General features: G+C 36.7%; 19 protein-coding genes and 1 tRNA gene. 3 read left to right on the forward strand and 17 right to left on the reverse strand.

Going from position 1 to position 18,716, the window contains the following annotated elements:
• Nucleotides 1–7: 7 nt before the first annotated feature.
• The 4 genes from ACSVH5_RS09865 to ACSVH5_RS09880 form a co-directional block, all read right to left on the reverse strand.
• Nucleotides 8–355, reverse strand: a complete 348-nt coding sequence (locus tag ACSVH5_RS09865; RefSeq protein WP_438061272.1) for a hypothetical protein — start codon at nt 353–355, stop codon at nt 8–10.
• A 418-nt stretch (nt 356–773) separates the two neighbouring features.
• Nucleotides 774–1,181, reverse strand: coding sequence for an endonuclease domain-containing protein (locus tag ACSVH5_RS09870; RefSeq protein ID WP_438061273.1), 408 nt, complete (start codon nt 1,179–1,181; stop codon nt 774–776).
• A 548-nt stretch (nt 1,182–1,729) separates the two neighbouring features.
• On the reverse strand, nt 1,730–3,268 hold the full coding sequence (locus tag ACSVH5_RS09875; protein ID WP_438061274.1) for a GNAT family N-acetyltransferase: 1,539 nt from the start codon (nt 3,266–3,268) through the stop codon (nt 1,730–1,732).
• Between the two features lie 56 nt (nt 3,269–3,324).
• Nucleotides 3,325–4,221, reverse strand: a complete 897-nt coding sequence (locus tag ACSVH5_RS09880; protein WP_315142811.1) for a restriction endonuclease — start codon at nt 4,219–4,221, stop codon at nt 3,325–3,327.
• Between the two features lie 213 nt (nt 4,222–4,434).
• On the opposite strand from ACSVH5_RS09880, the gene ACSVH5_RS09885 reads away from it, so the two are divergent.
• Together ACSVH5_RS09885 and ACSVH5_RS09890 are read left to right on the forward strand one after the other, a co-directional pair.
• Nucleotides 4,435–4,776 carry a single-stranded DNA-binding protein gene (locus tag ACSVH5_RS09885; RefSeq protein WP_438061275.1) on the forward strand — a complete coding sequence of 114 codons (342 nt, stop codon included), beginning with the start codon at nt 4,435–4,437 and terminating at the stop codon, nt 4,774–4,776.
• Between the two features lie 2 nt (nt 4,777–4,778).
• A complete protein-coding gene (locus ACSVH5_RS09890) occupies nt 4,779–5,201 on the forward strand; it encodes an HRDC domain-containing protein (protein ID WP_438061276.1) in 423 nt (140 codons plus the stop codon).
• A 115-nt stretch (nt 5,202–5,316) separates the two neighbouring features.
• On the opposite strand, the gene ACSVH5_RS09895 is transcribed toward ACSVH5_RS09890, so the two are convergent.
• The 10 genes from ACSVH5_RS09895 to ACSVH5_RS09940 form a co-directional block, all read right to left on the reverse strand.
• Entirely contained in the window at nt 5,317–6,759 is a 1,443-nt protein-coding gene (locus ACSVH5_RS09895) for an NADP-dependent isocitrate dehydrogenase (protein WP_438061277.1), read from the reverse strand.
• 115 nt (nt 6,760–6,874) lie between these two features.
• Complete coding sequence (locus ACSVH5_RS09900) at nt 6,875–7,774, reverse strand: histone deacetylase family protein (protein WP_438061278.1); 900 nt, start codon at nt 7,772–7,774, stop codon at nt 6,875–6,877.
• A 42-nt stretch (nt 7,775–7,816) separates the two neighbouring features.
• Entirely contained in the window at nt 7,817–8,011 is a 195-nt protein-coding gene (locus ACSVH5_RS09905; RefSeq protein WP_438061279.1) for a hypothetical protein, read from the reverse strand.
• 121 nt (nt 8,012–8,132) lie between these two features.
• Nucleotides 8,133–8,654, reverse strand: coding sequence for a ferritin (locus ACSVH5_RS09910; protein WP_438061280.1), 522 nt, complete (start codon nt 8,652–8,654; stop codon nt 8,133–8,135).
• Between the two features lie 92 nt (nt 8,655–8,746).
• Nucleotides 8,747–10,117, reverse strand: a complete 1,371-nt coding sequence (locus ACSVH5_RS09915) for a hypothetical protein (RefSeq protein ID WP_438061281.1) — start codon at nt 10,115–10,117, stop codon at nt 8,747–8,749.
• A gap of 61 nt (nt 10,118–10,178) precedes the next feature.
• Nucleotides 10,179–10,808, reverse strand: coding sequence for a CatA-like O-acetyltransferase (locus ACSVH5_RS09920; protein WP_438061282.1), 630 nt, complete (start codon nt 10,806–10,808; stop codon nt 10,179–10,181).
• Nucleotides 10,808–11,497 carry an HAD family hydrolase gene (locus ACSVH5_RS09925; protein WP_438061283.1) on the reverse strand — a complete coding sequence of 230 codons (690 nt, stop codon included), beginning with the start codon at nt 11,495–11,497 and terminating at the stop codon, nt 10,808–10,810. The genes ACSVH5_RS09920 and ACSVH5_RS09925 overlap by 1 nt, the downstream gene beginning before the upstream one ends.
• A gap of 142 nt (nt 11,498–11,639) precedes the next feature.
• Complete coding sequence (locus ACSVH5_RS09930; protein WP_438061284.1) at nt 11,640–12,629, reverse strand: aspartate-semialdehyde dehydrogenase; 990 nt, start codon at nt 12,627–12,629, stop codon at nt 11,640–11,642.
• A 191-nt stretch (nt 12,630–12,820) separates the two neighbouring features.
• Nucleotides 12,821–13,201 (reverse strand): large conductance mechanosensitive channel protein MscL, encoded by a 381-nt coding sequence (gene mscL / locus ACSVH5_RS09935; protein ID WP_438061285.1) that lies wholly within the window; start codon nt 13,199–13,201, stop codon nt 12,821–12,823.
• A gap of 53 nt (nt 13,202–13,254) precedes the next feature.
• Entirely contained in the window at nt 13,255–15,696 is a 2,442-nt protein-coding gene (locus ACSVH5_RS09940; RefSeq protein WP_438061286.1) for a bifunctional UDP-N-acetylmuramoyl-tripeptide:D-alanyl-D-alanine ligase/alanine racemase, read from the reverse strand.
• 315 nt (nt 15,697–16,011) lie between these two features.
• Here ACSVH5_RS09940 and ACSVH5_RS09945 point away from each other — a divergent pair, with 315 nt between their 5' ends.
• Nucleotides 16,012–16,749, forward strand: a complete 738-nt coding sequence (locus ACSVH5_RS09945; protein WP_438061287.1) for a hypothetical protein — start codon at nt 16,012–16,014, stop codon at nt 16,747–16,749.
• Here the strand turns inward: ACSVH5_RS09945 and ACSVH5_RS09950 are convergent.
• The 3 genes from ACSVH5_RS09950 to ACSVH5_RS09960 form a co-directional block, all read right to left on the reverse strand.
• A complete protein-coding gene (locus tag ACSVH5_RS09950) occupies nt 16,744–17,442 on the reverse strand; it encodes a porin family protein (RefSeq protein WP_438061288.1) in 699 nt (232 codons plus the stop codon). The genes ACSVH5_RS09945 and ACSVH5_RS09950 overlap by 6 nt on opposite strands.
• Before the next feature lie 106 nt (nt 17,443–17,548).
• Nucleotides 17,549–18,505: a TIGR01212 family radical SAM protein gene (locus tag ACSVH5_RS09955; protein ID WP_438061289.1), complete on the reverse strand. Its 957-nt coding sequence runs from the start codon at nt 18,503–18,505 to the stop codon at nt 17,549–17,551.
• 95 nt (nt 18,506–18,600) lie between these two features.
• Nucleotides 18,601–18,687: transfer RNA gene (locus tag ACSVH5_RS09960), tRNA-Ser, on the reverse strand.
• Nucleotides 18,688–18,716: the final 29 nt, after the last annotated feature.

An 18,716-nucleotide genomic window follows, 5' to 3' on the forward strand; every position in this document is an offset into this window, starting at 1 on the left:
GTGGTATTTAAATATCTTTTTTGACTAGCATATAATAGTCATTCTCTAAAATCATATAACCTTGGTCGTACAAGAAATAGTAGGTATTTCCTGTTTTGGTATTCAAAATCGAAGTAAAAAATTCAAAGTCAAAACCCTTGCTCATCAACTTGGCTCGAGTCGTTTTCGTTTTACCTTCTACATTCAATTCTGACAAAATTCGGTAATTTTTGCGCAACTTATTGTTAATATTCCGCATATAATTCGTACTATCCTTATTTATTTTATTGTTATAGGCATTTCGGCAGCTATCGCTACAAAATTTCTTGTCCTCGCGACCTACAATTTTTTCGCCACATTCTAGGCAGGTTTTCATACGCTATTTATTTTATCAATTGATACTTTTTTTATTCGAAGCCCAGCAAAAGGCTTTATTGGTTATCATTGGTTCCTGCTGTCCTTCCTATCTTTTTTGCCCCGAGAAAAATCGGGTCAAAAAAGGATATTCCCTCCCATCAGGGCTAGTTAGGGAACAAGGTTTTGTGTTTGTTTTCTCATTTTACACACCCCTAACCCCTCTAACTCCATATGATATTTATTTTGGAGTCGTTGAATCTTCGATTTCAAGAGGGGAATTAAAAAGTGCAAAATGATACGTTTTTCATTACTATTCACTTATATTCTCTCGTTTGACACACCCCTAACCCCTCTCAAGAGGGGAACTTAAATGTGCTAAATGATATGTTTTGGTTAGTATTCAAAATGTGTTTTTAAAAACTAAAGGTTTTGCGGTCCTAGCTCCCCTCTTGAGAGGGGCTGGGGGTGTGTTTTTCATATTCTATGATATAATACTCAATAGCTCGCAAAACATTCTCCATATCTTTCAAAACTTGTTCATCCGTAAAACGTAAAACCGTAATCCCTAACTGATTCATTCTTTTCTCTTTTACAGTGTCTTTATTATATACTTCTAAAAACTCGTGGGAATACCCATCGACTTCAATTCCTAACATCAACTCATAACAGAAAAAATCTAAAATATAATGATCTATAGGCTTTTGACGATGAAAATCATAACCATACATCTGTTTTCCTTTCAGCTTCAACCAAAGAAAAATTTCTGTTTTAGTAGAATCATTTCTTAATTGTCTAGCCAAATCTTTTAGCTTTGGGTCGTATGGAATGATTTTTCTTTTAGCCATTTCGTTATAATCTCAATAAATGAGGCGTTTGGTTTTATTGTTCATTTTTATTTTCTCACTTGACACACCCCTAACCCCTCTCCAGAGGGGAATTAAAAAGTGCTAAATGAGATGTTTTTCAATACTATTCACTTATATTCTCTCGCTTGACACACCCCTAGCCCCTCTGGAGAGGGGAATTCGATTGTGCTAAATGAGATGTTTTTCACAATTATTGACTTTAGTTTTCTCGCTTGACACACCCCTAGCCCCTCTCAAGAGGGGAATTCGATTGTGCTAAATGAGATGTTTTGGTTATTATTCAAAAATGTATTTTTTAAACACTAATGGTTTTACGGTACTAGCTCCCCTCTTGAGAGGGGTCGGGGGTGTGTTTTTATTTTTTTACAAATTTTCCTTTAAAACCCAAAAAATCCCCTTGTTACTCTTTAACCCCGATAGGAGCGGCATCCTTTTTTTCCCCTTTCGGGGGAAAAAAGATATAGCGGATAGCGGGACGCTATTCCCTGAAATGCCTTTTGTGCCTGTTCCTAAATAATCCCCCTTCACTATTTCTCTCCGTTTTTTATCTTTTTTATTTCATACAAATCGGTTCTTCGGTCTTTGAGGATGCGCACGCTGCCGTGTTCATGCAGCTCTTTGAGCAAATCCAAATCGACATCTACAATCAGTGTCATCTCGGTGTTGGGCGTGGCTTCGGCTTTGATGCCGTTGCTCGGAAACGCAAAATCCGAGGGCGTAAACACGGCTGATTGCGCATACTGAATATCCATATTGTTGACCTTGGGCAAATTGCCGACACAACCCGCTATGGCGACAAAACACTCGTTTTCAATGGCTCGCGCTTGGGAACAATGTTTGACTCTGGTGTAGGCGTTTTGCGTATCGGTCAGGAAGGGCACGAACAAGATATTCATCCCTTCATCGGCCATCAATCGGGAGAGTTCTGGGAACTCGACATCGTAGCAAATCATCACGCCTATTTTCCCGCAATCGGTATCAAAGGTTTTGATTTCGGAACCGCCTTTCATTCCCCAATGTTGCACCTCGTTGGGCGTAACGTGAATTTTGGCATACATCTCAAAAGTCCCGTCACGCTTACATAAAAACCCAACATTATACAAATTTCCGCCTTCTAAATACGGCATACTTCCCGTGATGATATTGATGTTGTACGAAATGGCAAACTCCTGAAACCGCTTGCGAATTGGGTCCGAATATTTGGCCAATTCGCGTATGGCTTCGGCCTCGGTGAGGTGATTGTAATCGGCCATCAAAGGCGCGGTGAATAGTTCTGGAAACAACGCAAAATCGCAACCATAACCCGAGACCACATCGATAAAAAATTCAGACTGTTCAAACAAGGCGTCGAGATTGGAGAGCGAGCGCATTTGCCACTGAATAAGCCCTAGCCGAATCACCGATTTTTCGGTATTAATGAGCTTGGGACTTTCGTCATAATAAATGTTGTTCCATTCAAGCAAAACGGCAAATTCCTTCGAATCTTCGTCGCCTACTAAATAATTTTTGATGACGCGCAACACGTGAAAATCGTTACTCAACTGAAACGACAATACGGGGTCGTGTAGTTGTTTGCTTTTGATTTTGTCGATGTATTTTTTGGGCGACATTTTATCGGCATACTGCCCATAATTGGGAATGCGTCCCGCAAAAACAATGGATTTGAGGTTGAGTTGTTCGCACAATTCTTTACGAGCGTCATACAAGCGGCGTCCTAAACGCAGGCCGCGATAATTGGGATGAATAAACACATCGATACCATACAAAATCTCCCCAAACGGATTGTGGGTCGAAAACGAATAATTGCCCACGACCTCCAAATAATTATGGCGTTTGTCGACCAACTTTTCGTCTACAATCAACGACAAGGCCGAACCCACCACTTTGCCATCGGCCAAAATCACCAACTGTCCCTCGGGAAAAATAGTCAATAAGCGCTCGATGTCCTCGGCACGCCAATAGGAATCGGCCATTTCGGGATAGGATTCCACCATCGAGTTCTTGAGTTGCTTATAATCCTCAAACGCCAAATTGCGCAATTCTACTTTTTTGATTTTCGTTTGCATAGGGTGTGGGGTTTTAGGGGTTAGTGAATTTGTTTTTTATAGCACGGATTTATGGATTAGTCTTCTTCGAAAAAGTCATTATCAATTTCTTTAATCTCATAAATAGTCTTTACTTGTACACCTACATTATATTGATGCATTAAATCAACTAGTTTCAAACCATCTATCAATATAATTCTGTGATGAGCTTCTTTGGCCTTTTTAACTGCGGCATCATCAAAAGTAGAGGTGGTTATAAAAACTCCTTTACTAGTATCTCCACTCATTGCCCCAATAAAATTCCTAATATCTTTTTCTCTAACTTTATTTTCGTTGTAACGTTTAGCTTGAGTATAAATTTTTTCTAACCCTAATTTGTCTTCATTAATTATTCCATCAATTCCCCCATCACCAGATTTAGATGTTTCGATAAAATCTCCATAACCCATTTTTTTTAGCAAAATTAAAATCACCTTCTCAAAATAATATGGGTCTATTTCTTTTAGTCGTTCTAAGAGTTCTGTTTTTACTTCGGTTTCGATTGTTGAAAATCCAGAATCAATTAAATCTTGTGGGGATGCATTTTCAATCTTAATGATTTCATCCTCTATTTCGTTTACTTTTTCACTCGTTACAGTCTCACGATGATTAATAAAATCTGAATCATTTTGAAGGTCTTGCAGAGGTAAATTTCCTAGTTCTAAAATTCTTTTTCCTTTTTCTGTTATTTGAACAAAACCTCTTTTGGGATACATTACAAATTTCCCCATTTTTAAATAAGATTTCCCCCAAAGTATTCTATCAATCAATACATTTGCTCCGGAACTAGTTTTTTGGTTCATTAATTCTATAGGGAGTTCAGAATAATATAGATCTCTCACCTTGGATGCTAAATCTCTACTTTTAATCGACTCAACTGTATTTAGAATTTCAAGTACTGGGATAAACGTTTCATGATATTTAGGTAATTCCATTTTATTTAGGTTTAATTAGCAATTCTCCCAAATATACTCAAAAATTTCCATTTACAAACGGTTACAAACAATTACAACCGAAAGTAAATGGGATGCAACCGACTAATTATCAATCGGCACCGCATCTTTGCCCTGTCGAAATGATACAACGACCTTGTTATTCATCCGACACGAACTTTTTAATTATATGCCTAACTTTTAAATTTACACGCCATGAATGCAATGAAAAACAGAGTACAATTAATCGGTCACGTAGGAAACGAACCAGAAATCAAAACCTTCGAAGGAGGTAAAAAACTAGCCAACCTTACTATCGCTACCCACGACACTTACCGCAACGACAAAGGTGACAAAGTAGAACAAACCGAATGGCACAAAGTAACTGCCTGGGGAAAAACTGCCGACATCATCGAGAAATACGTGACCAAAGGCAAGGAAGTAGCCATCGAAGGCAAACTCACCCACCGCAGTTACGAAGACAAGAACGGGGAAAAACGCTACATCACTGAAGTGATAGTGAATGAAATTCTTTTGATAGGCAAATTAAATCAGTAGCTATGAATGTACAGGTATTTTCCGTTCGGGTAGATGCTCCTCATTTGGCGCACGACCAGCAACAGCTTAATGATTTTATCGCCTCGGTAGAATTGGTACAATCCGATACTCATTTCATCGAATCCGATGCGAGCTATTGGTCGGTTTTGTTGCACTATAAAGAGAAAATCAATCTCGCGCCCCGTGAAAAAGAGTCGCTCACCGACTTGACCCAAGACCAAGTCGATAGATTTCAACAATTGAAAAAATGGCGAAATGCGCTAGCAAATCAACGCGATGTAAAACCCTTCATGATTTGTCACAACAGCCATCTGATTCAAATAGCGGTGCAACATCCCAAAACGAGTTCCGATTTTCAATGGATTAAAGGATTTGGAACAAAACGAACACAACAGTATGGGGATGAAATTATTGCGCTCATATAGCTCAACCATAAAATAGAAAACCACCGAATCCCTTCGGTGGTTTTCTATTTTAAGTTAATTGCTTCACAACATATGCAAAGCTAATAGTATCACAATTAGAAAAACAGCATATATTTTATTGACCTTGACCCAATGAGTAACCGGCTTTCCCATCAAAATTATAAAGGTTCTCAGTTTTAATTGCATCAATATTTAGCGCTTCGGCATTGCTCAATAAGGATATAATCGCTGCTTTACTCATGCTTTTCCCTTCGGTTGGTTTGAATCTGCATCGCCAATGATCGGTACAAAAGGTTTCTTTAAATCCATCAGGCCATACTTTAATTCCGCGATTTGTAATCATTGAAAGCGTTATCCCATTATCTTCAATTTTTTTGACTGTCGCAGCCAATTCGTTTGGATCAGAACCCGCCCAATGTACAAACAAATCTACGCCTACAAGTTCTTTCGATGCTGCTGCTTTACGAACGTATTTAGGTAATTGCAAGGCAGCATTATTAGCGTATTTCACTTCTTTAAGAATACTAGGTTTAGCTCCAAGATTAGCAATAACTGCATCGGCAAATTCAGTAGTACCAACCTTCACCTTGCTAATGCCTTCCGTGAAGATATCGTAAGTATGTGTGCCATCTTCTAAAGTTTTTAACCAAGCATTTTGCACCTTTTCAGCTACATCGGTTTGTCCTATATGATTCAACATCATGATCGCTCCTTGCAATAATCCAGAAGGGTTCGCTACATTTTGACCCGCTCTTCTTGGAGCAGATCCGTGTATGGCTTCAAACATGGAACATTCTTCTCCAATATTAGCCGAACCTGCTAAACCAACCGAACCAGTGATTTGAGCCGCCACATCGCTCAGAACATCACCATATAAGTTAGGCATTACAATAACATCAAAAGCTTCAGGTGTATCGGCCATTTTTGCAGCACCAATGTCAATAATCCAATGTTCATTTTCAATTTCTGGATACTCTTTGGCAATTTCATCAAAAACCTGGTGAAACAACCCATCGGTTTGCTTCATGATGTTATCTTTAGTAAAACAAGTTACTTTTTTACGGTTTTGCTGTTTGGCATACTCAAAAGCGTAACGAATAATTTTTTCGCAACCAGGTCTACTAATAAGTTTCAAACATTGAACTACCTCATCCGTTTGCTGATGTTCAATACCTGCATATAAATCTTCTTCATTTTCTCTTACAATAACAATATCCATTACTGGATGCTTGGTACTTACAAAAGGATGCAAACTTCTACAAGGCCTTACATTGGAATACAATCCCAAAAATTTACGGGTAGTTACATTCAAACTCTTATACCCTCCACCTTGTGGAGTAGTTATCGGGGCTTTCAAAAAGATTTTATTTCTTCGGATAGTATCCCATGACGACGCTTCAATTCCTGATGTGTTTCCAGCCAAATACACTTTCTCTCCTACTTCAACTTCCTCAATTTTAATTTTTGCTCCCGCCGCAATTATAATTTTGAGTGTAGCGTCCATAATTTCTGGACCAATTCCGTCACCTTTGGCAACCGTAATTTTTGTCATTTCCATTTTTGAATATGTTTAAGTTACTTATTACAAAAGTGAAAAAAAATAATTATATAGTTTTATTTATGTTTTAAATATTATACATTAAAACATTTTATCAATAAAAATAATACTTTATTTAAAACAAGGCTTTGGCCACTCGAAATGTATTCGCGTGCGCCTCGATTATGGTTTTTATCGCTGGGGAATAACCGCCACCCATACTCACTTGTACAGGAATTCCAAATGTTTTACAAAGGCCTAAAACATAGCTATCGCGCGATTTGCAGCCTTCTAAAGTACAGCCTAATTTTCCTAATTTGTCCGTGCCCAAAATATCCACACCCGCTAGGTAAAAAACAAAATCGGGACGATGTGTGTTTAGTAATTCTGGAAGTGTTTCTTGTAAAATTGCCAAATAAGTAGTGTCATCCGTCTTGTCTGGCAAAGGGATATCGTAATCTGAGGTTTCTTTTCGAAAAGGATAATTACTTTTACCATGCATCGAAAAAGTGATAACATTAGTATTATCTTGGAAGATTTCGGCTGTGCCATTGCCTTGATGTACATCGAGATCAACGATGAGGATTTTTTGGCACTTTTTCTGATTAATGAGGTACTGAGCGGCAATCGCTTGATCATTAAGCAAACAAAAAGCCTCTCCTCTGTCCGAGAACGCGTGATGCGTTCCACCAGCAATGTTAAAAGCAATGCCGTTTTCCAACGCGTGATCACAACCCGCAACTGTACCTTGAGCAATGCGCAACTCTCGCTCGACCAACGCTGCTGAAAGTGGAAATCCGATACTTCGAACGGCTTTAGCGTCAAGGGTTAATTCAATAAGAGCCTTAACGTAACTTGCAGTATGTACAGCGTGCACCAAGGATAAATCGATACTATCAGGAGCATAGAAATCTGTATACTCTGCGGTTCCTTCGTGAAGTAATTGTTTGGGAAGCAGTTCGTATTTGAGCATCGGAAAACGATGCCCTTCAGGTAAAGGATGGTTGTAAATAGGATGGTTGGCAATAAAAAACATAAAACACACAGTTGAGTGTGCAATGTAGTAGCAATTTTAGAATTACGCTACTTTTTGAATCAAATCAAACATAGGACAACGACCACAACGTTTGTTTTCGCCTTTCTCGTATTTTCCGCAACATTTTGACTTGCAGTTTTCGGCAACTTTGATTTTGGCCAAAAGCGTTTTTTTCTTTTGGTCATTCTTTTCTTTTTTGCCTTTTTTCTTGTCCTTTTCTTTGTCTTTTTTACTCATGATTTTGAGTCTTATTTTCGAGGACAAATATATGTTGTTTTTATCTATTCTAAATAAAGTTTAACATTTTAAAACATAAAAAACCCGAATATCGTATTCGGGTTAAAAGTTTGAAAGAAGATTACTTAGTTGCAGCAGCTGCGGCAGCACTTGCAACGGCAACTTGCTGAATATCGCGGTCAAACAAATACAATCCTCCTTTATCGTCACCAATCAAATTGATTTTATCCAAAATAGATTTAGCGGTTGCTTCTTCTTCAATTTGTTCAGCCACATACCATTGCAAGAAATTGTGCGTGGCATAATCTTTTTCTGCAAAAGTAATATGCACCAATTCATTGATAGAATTTGAAACAAAAATCTCGTGTTTGTACAATTCCTCAAACATTCCTTGAAACGTATCATAGGTCGTTCTTGGTGCTTTTAAGTCGGTAATTTGTGCATGTCCGCCACGTTCATTCACATACTTTATTAATTTCAACATGTGAGCTCGCTCTTCATCAGACTGGGCATACATGAATTGTGCAATACCTTCCAATCCACTAGCTTCAGCCCAACAAGCCATTGACAAATAAATCTGTGAAGACTCTGCTTCTATTCGAATTTGATTATTTAGTGCGACTTCAATATTTTTAGACAACATGATTTTCTTTTTTTAAGTTAATGACAATTTTAAAATCGATTTTTAGAGAAATACTAAGGTACTAATTAGAACACAATTGTAAAGACAAAAAATTAAAAACCATCATAAAATTTCTGCATCACAAATTGCTTCAACTTGGTATCGTAATAGCCACTAATATAATACTTCTTATGTTTGAAAGTACTCTGCAAAGTGGCTTGAGGATTTTCATAATAAAATTGATTCATAAAATCAACGGCCAATGGTTCTGGTTTAGAAGGAATATGATTTCCTTTTTTATCCAAAACACTCTCAAAATAAACATTCACCGGAATAAAGTAAGAATTGCTTAAAAAATCTCCCAAATTAGGAGTAAAACCCGGTGAGAACTGCTCTACTTCAACATCACCTCCTATCGTTAGAAACAAGTTTTTGTTGGTTTTATAAACAGTAACCCCCAAATCAGTAGCCGACAATTGCTTCAAAAACTTAGCAGTTGTTTTGATTTCTTTTGGCCGTTGATTCATAACTTGTGCGTACAAAGGTGAATTTTTGAAAGTGATCGTATCATTTTTGGTCACACTAAATTCTTTGATTACCGCATCGGTTTCAAAATCTTTACAACCAAAATGCAGTTCTTCATCATTCGCAGCCACTTGATATATTTTGTTTTCGTGATAATACGAATTCGACAATCCATTAAGACGTTTCAAGGAAAATTGTGGAATGCTACGCTCAACGAGTTGTAAGGTCTTAAAATCCAATTGAAACAACTGTGTTTCATTTATATTATGGTCGAAGGTGAAGAGAATATCGTTCTCTCGCACATAAAATTTGGATTTACTTGTAGCTTTAAACAACGGATTATAGGCACGTGTTTCTATTTTTTCTAAAGGCAAAACAGCCAAAATCGTTGATAAATTGATCGTTTCTTTTTTGCGATTTACAAACTCAAAACCACTAAAATCAAGCAGGTATTGTGTTTTTTTTCCGTCTTTAAAAATATAAAGTACCAAGGCTTCGGTAGTAATCTTTTTGGTCAGAATATAAAAATTATTGTTTTCATTAAAGGTGTGAAGCACCGTTTCTCGTTGTAAAGGCAACTGAAGGAAATTGGTTGTCGTCTTCTTTGCTACCAAATCATAATGAACCGCAACTATGTTCTTAAAATTAGAATCGGCCCAGTAAACCGTGGGATTTTCGTCCTGTCCAAAGGAATAACCCGCCATCAATTTGTAACCAATATCAGGTCTTTTGGTCACCATACTGTCTTTAAAAAACAAGAAAGGACTGTACTTAAGAATCGTAGTTTTTTCTTTATCGGTAGCAAAAACAAAGACGTTATCATTTTGCCTATCAGAGGTATTGATGATTTGATGGTACTCTTTTGCTTTTTTTAATTCTAAAGGATGAGAGGCTAATCTAATTTGACCAAAAGTCAAAAAAGTACTCCCTAGAAATAAAAGAATCCCTACTTGCTTCATAATGATTTATATTAAAAATAGTACAATTCTTCCCGCAAAGAGCATACCAGAAATTAAAGACTTACTCGTTCATAATTTGCTGAAAATAATCCACAAATTGACCCAAATGCAATCCATCCATTAAACCGTGATGAACGTGCACCGACATATTCATTCGTTTGCTTCCATCATTTTTCACCACCATTTTTCCAAAAGAAATTTTTGGACAACTATCTGGAAAAGTAAAACTTCGAGCGTGCGATAAAGACGTAAAATCCAACCAAGGCACAGCCGAAAAATGAATTAGATTATCCGAATCAAAAGAACGAGTAAACAAGCCAGTGGTGTTTTGAATGCGTTCGATTTCTTCTAGCGCATTTTTTTCAAAAACAGTAAAATCGGGATGAAATTCAATCAACGAAAAACCAAAAGTTCCATCAGAACGACCAATTGTAGGAGAACCATCAATTCTATCATAAACCACTATAGTGTCGTTTTCTATGCGGTATCTAAAATTTTCTATAGCATTGACCGCTTGTAAGGTTTTGTGCAAATAGTAAATAAAAAAAGAAGATGCAATGGATTTGGCTTTTTCGTATGCCTTGGTGCAGTCAATAGCCACAGTAGCACCAAAAAAAGGCTCGCTCATTTGTCTAAAAAAATGAAAATGCTCTTTTCTGTTCCAATTTTCAAGGTCAAACGGCTGCTTCATTAGGTTAAAAGTGGAATTATATCGGTTAATTGTTGCAAGGTCGTAAAATTAGGATGCTCTACTTTGTGGTCTATTTTCTCGTGTGCCCAAGTCGTGTGAAACGGAATATGTGCAGCATAACCACCTATTGAAAGCACCGGCAAAACATCAGATTTTAGAGAATTACCAATCATATAAAACTCATCGGGTTGTATTTCCAAGCGTTTAATCAAATCTAAATAATCGATTTCTTGTTTGTCAGACATCACTTCAATATGATGAAAATAAGGCCCCAAACCCGAATTGTGTAATTTTCGTCTTTGGTCTAATAAATCACCTTTGGTCGCTACAACCAATTTATATTTTCCACTCAAAGCTTCCAAGGTTTCGGTTACGCCGTCTAGTAAATCAACCGGTTTTTCTAGTAAATCTTTTCCGTATTGCACAATTTTAGCAATCGCTTCAATAGAAATAGTATTATTAGAAATTTTCATAGCAGCCTCTATCATCGATAAAATATAGCCTTTGATGCCGTAGCCGTATAATTTTAAATTGGCAATTTCTATTTGAAACAATTCAGAAGAAATTCCTTGATGCGAAAGGTAATCTTCCATCAAACCGCAGAATTTTTTTTCGGTTTCATCAAAATACATTTCGTTGCCCCAAAGCGTATCATCGGCATCGAAAGCAATTACTTTAAGCTTTTTCATTTTTAGTCCAATTTAAAAACAAATTTAAGGTTTAAAAGTACAACATTTCATTGGGGTTGCGCTGCTTTTGAAAGTAAAAAAAAGCATAAAAAAAACCGCTTCCAAGTGAAGCGGTTTAGGTTGTATTGCGGGTTATAGAGTTTTAAACTAAGTTCGCTGCGATTAAGTATTCTGCAATTTGGATCGTGTTTGTTGCAGCTCCTTTTCTTAGGTTATCAGCCACAATCCACATATTCAAAGTGTTGGCTTGGCTTTCATCACGACGAATTCTACCTACAAAAACTTCATTTTTTCCTTCAGCATAACGAGGCATTGGATAGGTAAAAGTATCCAAGTTGTCTTGAACTACCACTCCATCGGTATGGTGTAAAATGTTACGCACCTCAGCCACATCAAAATCATTAGTAAACTCAACATTCACCGCTTCACTATGACCTCCAACTACTGGTACACGAACAGCAGTAGCCGTTACTTTTATAGAATCATCGCTTAAGATTTTTTTGGTTTCGTTTACCAATTTCATTTCTTCTTTGGTGTAACCATTGTCTTCGAAACTATCACATTGTGGGATACAGTTGCGATTGATTTTATATTTATACACCATTTCGCCTTCAATTCCTGCTACTTCATTTTCGAATTGTTGTACTGCTTTTACACCCGTACCAGTGATAGACTGATAGGTAGAAACAATTACACGTTTGATGTTATATTTTTTATGCAAAGGTGCCAATGCCAATACCATTTGGATAGTGGAACAGTTTGGATTAGCAATGATTTTGTCTTCTTTAGTCAATTGACTAGCATTGATTTCTGGAACCACTAATTTTTTGGTTGGATCCATTCTCCAAGCCGAAGAATTATCAATTACAGTAGTACCTGCAGCTGCAAATTTTGGAGCCCATTCTAACGAGGTTCCTCCTCCTGCAGAAAACAAAGCAATATCTGCTTTCATATCAACTGCCGTTTGCAATCCTACTACTTTATATTTTTTTCCGTTGAACTCTATTTCTTTTCCTACTGATTTTTCTGAAGCAACAGGAATTAACTCTGTAACAGGAAAATTACGCTCTGCTAATACTTTCAACATGATTTCGCCTACCATTCCGGTAGCACCTACAACTGCTATTCTCATTGTATATAAATTTATAGTGTCTTATTATTGAGACACAAAAGTACGTAATAAGGTAAAGAAAACAAGGCGATTCACAATTTTTAACAAATTGTTATATTTCAAACAAAAATAAATGTTTTTAATTTTTAAGACAAAAAAACCGCCTCTTTTTGGGAAAAGAGACGGTTAAGTTAGACACTAGTGTAGCGGTATTATTTCTTTAATAAATCTCTAATTTGAGTCAATAATTCTTCTTGAGTTGGTCCAGCTGGAGCTGCTGGAGCAGGGGTTTCTTCTTTTTTCTTCATACTGTTAATCGCTTTTACCATCAAGAAAATCACAAAAGCAATCACCAAGAAACTGATTACCGCAGCTAAAAATTTACCGTACAAAATACCTCCGTCAGTTTTTAGACCGGCTAAATCTTCTACTTGAGCTGCTTTTAAAGCTGGATTTAACAAAGCTGGCGTGATGACATCGGCCACCAAAGAATTAACAATAGCACCAAAAGCACCACCTATGATAACTCCTACTGCTAAATCCATTGCATTGCCTTTCGCAATAAAATCTTTAAATTCTGAAATCATTCCCATAATAGTTCTAAATTTAGTTAATACAAACAAATGTAAATAAAATAAGTTGTACTTTACTCTCTGTAAAACACCCTTTTAACGCGTTGGGAAATACTAGTTAAGATTTCGTAGGGAATCGTATGTAGTTTCTCGGCCATTTCGATTACGGTTGGGCTTTCGCCAAAAATAATCACAGCATCGCCTTCTTGACAATCAATAGTCGTAACATCTACCATTAACATATCCATACAAACGCTTCCTATAATCGTTGCTTTTTGCTGATGAATCGACACATATCCCACTCCATTTCCCCAAAGTCGTGCGATTCCATCGGCATAACCAATGGGTATGGTAGCTACTTTGGTAGGCTTTTCGGCCATAAAACGACGACCATAGCCTACAGAATCTCCTGCAGGAATCGTTCGGATTTGGGATATAACAGATTTAAGCGTACTCACATTTTCTAGTTCTTTTTGTTCTTCGGCATCATTAGAAACACCATACAAACCAATGCCTAAACGTACCATATCGTATTGTGCTTTCGGAAAATTACTAATGCCTGAAGTATTCAAAATATGTCGAATAGGTTGAATATTCAACTCGGTCATCAATCGGCTGGATAAATTTTCGAACAACTCGATTTGAGATGCAACAAAAGCTTGATGGTTTAGGTCGTCACTGGTGGCCAAATGCGACAATATACTTTTTACGGAAACCAATGTATTTCCTTTGAGTATTCCAACTAATTCCTCGATGGTATCTTTTTCAAAGCCCAAACGATGCATACCCGTATCGAGCTTGACATGAATAGGAAAGTGTTTAAGTTGCTTTTGTTCGGCAATTTTCAAAAAGGAACGCAAGCCTTTCAAACTATAAATTTCGGGTTCTAATTGATGTTGAATTATCGCAGAAAAACTCGTCGACTCAGGATTCAAGACCATAATCGGCAGATGAATTCCTGCTGTTTTCAAGGCAATTCCCTCATCGGCGAAAGCCACGCCTAAATAATCTACTTGGTGGTGTTCTAATAATTTGGCAATTTCAAAACCGCCATTTCCGTATCCAAAAGCTTTGACCATCACCATCATTTTGGTAGACGGTTGTAACTTAGAACGGAAAAAATTAAGATTGTGACTTATAGCATTGAGGTTGATTTCTAAAACCGTTTCGTGTGTTTTCTCCTCGAGTGCCAAAACAATATCTTCGAAATGAAAACTTCTTGCTCCTTTAATCAAAATAGTCTCATTACCAAAAGTGGCGCTATCCAACTGAGCTAAAAAATCGGCTGTAGTAGGATACGTGATACAATTGACAAACTTATGTTTAAAAGCAGTTATGGTCGTTCCAATACCAATCACGCGATTGATTTTGTTCGAAATAACAAGCTGTGATACTTTGGAATACAACTCTTCGTTCGACAATCCGCTTTGAAAAATATCGGATAAAATCACTGTTTTTTTCTTGTACTGTTTTTGACTTTCTAAGAAATCCAATGCAATTTTTAAAGATTGAAAATCGGAGCTGTAACTGTCATCTATAATTGTGGTGCTATTGATACCGTCTTTGACCTTTAGGCGCATTTCGACAGGATACAACAAATACATTCGGTGTTCGATAGTTACCCTATCATAGCCCAAATGCAACAATACCATCAAACAATGAATCGCATTTTCGATAGAAGCATCATCTTGAAAAGGAATGATGATATCAAAAGCATACGAGTGTAATTTAATATGCAGTTTGGTTTTATCTAAAATGCTAGATTTTTGGATAAAAACATCGGCAGTATCATCTTTGAAACTCCACGAAAAGGTTTTTAATGTTGGTTTCAAAAATGCATCGATGGTTTTATTTTTATTGTAAATCAACAAATCACAGTGTTTAAAAAGCTGTAATTTTTCTTTAATTTTTTCACCAATAGAAGAAAACCCTTCGTCGTGAGCCGAACCAATATTTGTCAAAATCCCAAGCGTGGGCTGAATGATTTTTTCTAAATGTCCCATCTCATTTACCGTAGAAATACCAGCTTCGAAAATTCCGAAATTGTGTTGCTTGGCTATCGCCAAAACAGACAAAGGAACACCTACTTGTGAATTGTAACTTTTGGGACTACGAATGATAGAATAATCAGGGCTTAGCAAGAAATTGAGCCACTCTTTTACGATGGTTTTTCCGTTGCTACCCGTGACTCCAATTACTGGAAAATGAAATAAACTACGATGATAACTCGCCAATTCCTGTAAGGCTGTTAACGTATTTTGTACCACCAAGAACTGTGCTTTTCCTTCACAATTCTCAGGAATGTACTGCACTACAAAATGAGTAACACCTTGCTGAATCAAATCAATTATATACGAATGCGCATCGTTATTGGGACCAATTAAAGCAAAAAACAAAGTATGTGGTCCGTTTTGCAAGGAACGACTATCGATAGAAACTGAATCAATAAGTAAGGAAGCATCGCCTTCGAACGAGGCATTTATTTGTTTTGCAATCGTAGCAATTGTAAGATTCATCAGGCATTGGGTTTGAAAGTAAAATTAGTAAAACACAACTAATCCGAACCGTGGTTTTAATTTTATTTAACGAAGTTCTCTCCTATTTCTTGCTACGCCAATAAAACGTGCCTTCACATTAGAAAAGTTAGCCACAAATTTCAAGAAAATGGAAAAACTTTGACAGCTGCTTGGCTAACTTTTTTACCACTGATGCACTGATTTTCAAAGATTAAAAAAAGTGATGAATAAAATAACACAAATGGTACTAATTTTATAAAATCTAAAATTGAATTGCCCTAATTTTAAGATTTTAAGAATTCTTGCCTTGAAAAGTTGGATCAAATAAAGACCAATTATAAAGTAGTGCTTATTCGAGTTATCTACGGTGGGAATTATAAAAGCGAATGCCTTGAAAAAAACCCAAAAGCTATTTTACCTATATTTGTAGATGAAAACCCATCAATTTTGAAAAAAATACTTCCTTTATTTTCGTATTTATTCCACCCAATTTTTATTCCGTTGATGGCGACGTTATTTTATTTCTATTATAACGAAAGCCTTTTTGAACTAAAAGAAAAAGGATTTGTAGTAGTACAAATTATGATTTTAACTGTTGTGGTTCCTTTCCTTATTTATCTTTTACTCAAAACACTCAACAAGATAGACTCAATAATGGCTTATGACTTAGAACAACGAAAAATTCCTTTGGTGCTTCAGAGTTTTTTATTCATTCTATTAGTAAAAAGAAGCATCACCATTGATCGTTATTTTGAATTGCATTTCTTCTTTTTGGCCGCCTTAATGAGCACTTTAATTGCGCTTTTGTTGCTTTTTGCAAAAATAAAAGCCAGTATTCATATGCTTGCTTTTAGTTCATTGACGGTATTTGTTATAGGACTGCATTTGCATCATCCCGATTATTTTCCCCTTTTTGTCCCTTTTTTAATTTTTATGAATGGTGTTATCGCTTCCTCGCGATTGGTGATGCAAGCACACACGCCAAAGGAATTGATTATTGGTTTTTTGTCTGGATGTATTCCTCAGTTATTGCTCTTGGTTGTTTGGTTATAAAATATAAAAAAGCAATCCAATATTTAAACTTTGTAGTTGAACGTTTGCGGTGTCTATTTGTGCTGATTTGAATAAGGAGTTTAGGCCATACTGCACGTAAACATTGAAGGTATTATAACCCGATGCCAAGTATACCCCATAGCCTAATTTATTCAAGTCGGTGTTGTTTTTAATTGTTACATTGCCTAGTGCGGCATCATACACGTTGCGATCATATACCAAATAACTCAATTTAAAACCCGCGTAAATGCGCCAAAACTTGGTGCTTTCAAAAGTAGAAGCACGCCATCTTAACTCAATCGGTAAATCGGCAGTAAGTGTTGTGAATCGGTTGGTGCTATAAGTTCCCTCTCCCAAAATAGCATAATTGGGTGATTGATTGGTACCAGACACTCCAAAGTTGTGATTGTAATTATTGTAGGTCAATCCGAGTCCTGCAGCAATAGCATGCGTCCTGTTTTTGTTCAAAGGCATATCGCGTAAAAAACCGCCTGTAAAACCTGTAGATATCTTATCTCTGGAATACTTTTCTGGACCATTGATTAAATTATTGTATGTAATTCCTATGTAGAACTGGTCCTCTCTGTATAGAGAATCTATTTTGATTCTAGGTCTTTCTTCATTACCAATAAAATCTTGAGCAAAAGCTACACTCCAAGAAGAAAAAATAAAAAGAAAGATAAAAACGCGCATACTACAAGAAGTTAAAATGATTGACCAAGATTTATTCATTGGGTTTGCCAAAACACAAATATACTACTTTGCACTCAAAATGGTTGCGGAGTACAAAAACCAACTTCTATTGGTTTTGAAAATCATACGCAGCGCCTTGAATTATATTTCGATTTGCAATCTCCTTATCCATATAATTCTGAATCAATGTTTTCTTTAATCCCCAATTCGGAGCGATAAGCAAATCCCAATCTGAAATACCAAACAAACGCTGAATGATGATATCGGGTCTAAGCAAAGGAATCAATTGACACAATAAATTAGTATACTCTTCTAAAGTAAAGAGCGGAAAGGGATTTCGTTTGTAATGCACCCCAAGAATAGAGCCTTCTACGATATGCAGATGATGGAATTTGACAAATTTTATTTGAGGAAACCGATTTATTTCGTGAATATATTGCAACATCATTTCGTTGGTTTCCCCCGGAAAACCAAACACGGTATGTACACACAAATCAATCGGACTATGAGCAAAGAGCGCTACCGCATCAACAAATTCTTGATGAGAACATCCTCTGTTGATTTGCTGCAAAGTGGCATCATAAATAGACTCCATTCCCATTTCGACATCTACATCCCAGCGATCACAATAGGATTCTAACAGCGTAACTTTATCAGCATCAAGACAATCTGGGCGCGTGCCTACGGATAAACCAACAATTAATTCGGGTGCAACAGCTAAGGCCTCATCATAGCATTTCTTTAAATACTCCACCGTCCCATACGTATTGGTATTGGGCTGAAAATAGATAATGAATTGTTCAGCTTTATAATTTTTCTTGGCACGTTCAATACCTTGAAGTACTTGTTCGGTAATAGACGGTAATTTACGGGAAAGTTCTGGGGTAAATGAATCGGTATTGCAATAGGTACAACCTCCAAAGCCTTTACTTCCATCTCGGTTGGGACAACTAAAACCAGCGTCTACAATTACTTTGTAAACTTTTTTTCCGTTGTATTTTTCCCGTAGAAAGGTGCCATAATTATTATAGCCTTTTCGCTCTGCTGTTCCACTTGTTCCCATACTGCAAAAATACTCTTTTTTAGGAAGTGAATACTTTTAGCAAGATGATAAATAAAAAAAGCCTCCTTTTTACAGGAAGCTTCAATTTCATTTTGCAGAGAGGAAGGGATTCGAACCCTCGATACAGTTACCCATATACTAGCTTTCCAGGCTAGCTCCTTCAACCACTCGGACACCTCTCTAATTGGGATTGCAAATAACATAAAAAAAA

Source organism: Flavobacterium sp. RSSA_27, assembly GCF_051547125.1.
GTDB lineage: Bacteria > Bacteroidota > Bacteroidia > Flavobacteriales > Flavobacteriaceae > Flavobacterium.

Coding starts and splice junctions, on each gene's coding strand:
- ACSVH5_RS09865 (WP_438061272.1), bottom strand. CDS start 355: ATGAAAACCTGCCTAGAATGTGGCGAAAAAATTGTAGGTCGCGAGGAC.
- ACSVH5_RS09870 (WP_438061273.1), bottom strand. CDS start 1,181: ATGGCTAAAAGAAAAATCATTCCATACGACCCAAAGCTAAAAGATTTG.
- ACSVH5_RS09875 (WP_438061274.1), bottom strand. CDS start 3,268: ATGCAAACGAAAATCAAAAAAGTAGAATTGCGCAATTTGGCGTTTGAG.
- ACSVH5_RS09880 (WP_315142811.1), bottom strand. CDS start 4,221: ATGGAATTACCTAAATATCATGAAACGTTTATCCCAGTACTTGAAATT.
- ACSVH5_RS09885 (WP_438061275.1), top strand. CDS start 4,435: ATGAATGCAATGAAAAACAGAGTACAATTAATCGGTCACGTAGGAAAC.
- ACSVH5_RS09890 (WP_438061276.1), top strand. CDS start 4,779: ATGAATGTACAGGTATTTTCCGTTCGGGTAGATGCTCCTCATTTGGCG.
- ACSVH5_RS09895 (WP_438061277.1), bottom strand. CDS start 6,759: ATGGAAATGACAAAAATTACGGTTGCCAAAGGTGACGGAATTGGTCCA.
- ACSVH5_RS09900 (WP_438061278.1), bottom strand. CDS start 7,774: ATGTTTTTTATTGCCAACCATCCTATTTACAACCATCCTTTACCTGAA.
- ACSVH5_RS09905 (WP_438061279.1), bottom strand. CDS start 8,011: ATGAGTAAAAAAGACAAAGAAAAGGACAAGAAAAAAGGCAAAAAAGAA.
- ACSVH5_RS09910 (WP_438061280.1), bottom strand. CDS start 8,654: ATGTTGTCTAAAAATATTGAAGTCGCACTAAATAATCAAATTCGAATA.
- ACSVH5_RS09915 (WP_438061281.1), bottom strand. CDS start 10,117: ATGAAGCAAGTAGGGATTCTTTTATTTCTAGGGAGTACTTTTTTGACT.
- ACSVH5_RS09920 (WP_438061282.1), bottom strand. CDS start 10,808: ATGAAGCAGCCGTTTGACCTTGAAAATTGGAACAGAAAAGAGCATTTT.
- ACSVH5_RS09925 (WP_438061283.1), bottom strand. CDS start 11,497: ATGAAAAAGCTTAAAGTAATTGCTTTCGATGCCGATGATACGCTTTGG.
- ACSVH5_RS09930 (WP_438061284.1), bottom strand. CDS start 12,629: ATGAGAATAGCAGTTGTAGGTGCTACCGGAATGGTAGGCGAAATCATG.
- mscL (WP_438061285.1), bottom strand. CDS start 13,201: ATGGGAATGATTTCAGAATTTAAAGATTTTATTGCGAAAGGCAATGCA.
- ACSVH5_RS09940 (WP_438061286.1), bottom strand. CDS start 15,696: ATGAATCTTACAATTGCTACGATTGCAAAACAAATAAATGCCTCGTTC.
- ACSVH5_RS09950 (WP_438061288.1), bottom strand. CDS start 17,442: ATGCGCGTTTTTATCTTTCTTTTTATTTTTTCTTCTTGGAGTGTAGCT.
- ACSVH5_RS09955 (WP_438061289.1), bottom strand. CDS start 18,505: ATGGGAACAAGTGGAACAGCAGAGCGAAAAGGCTATAATAATTATGGC.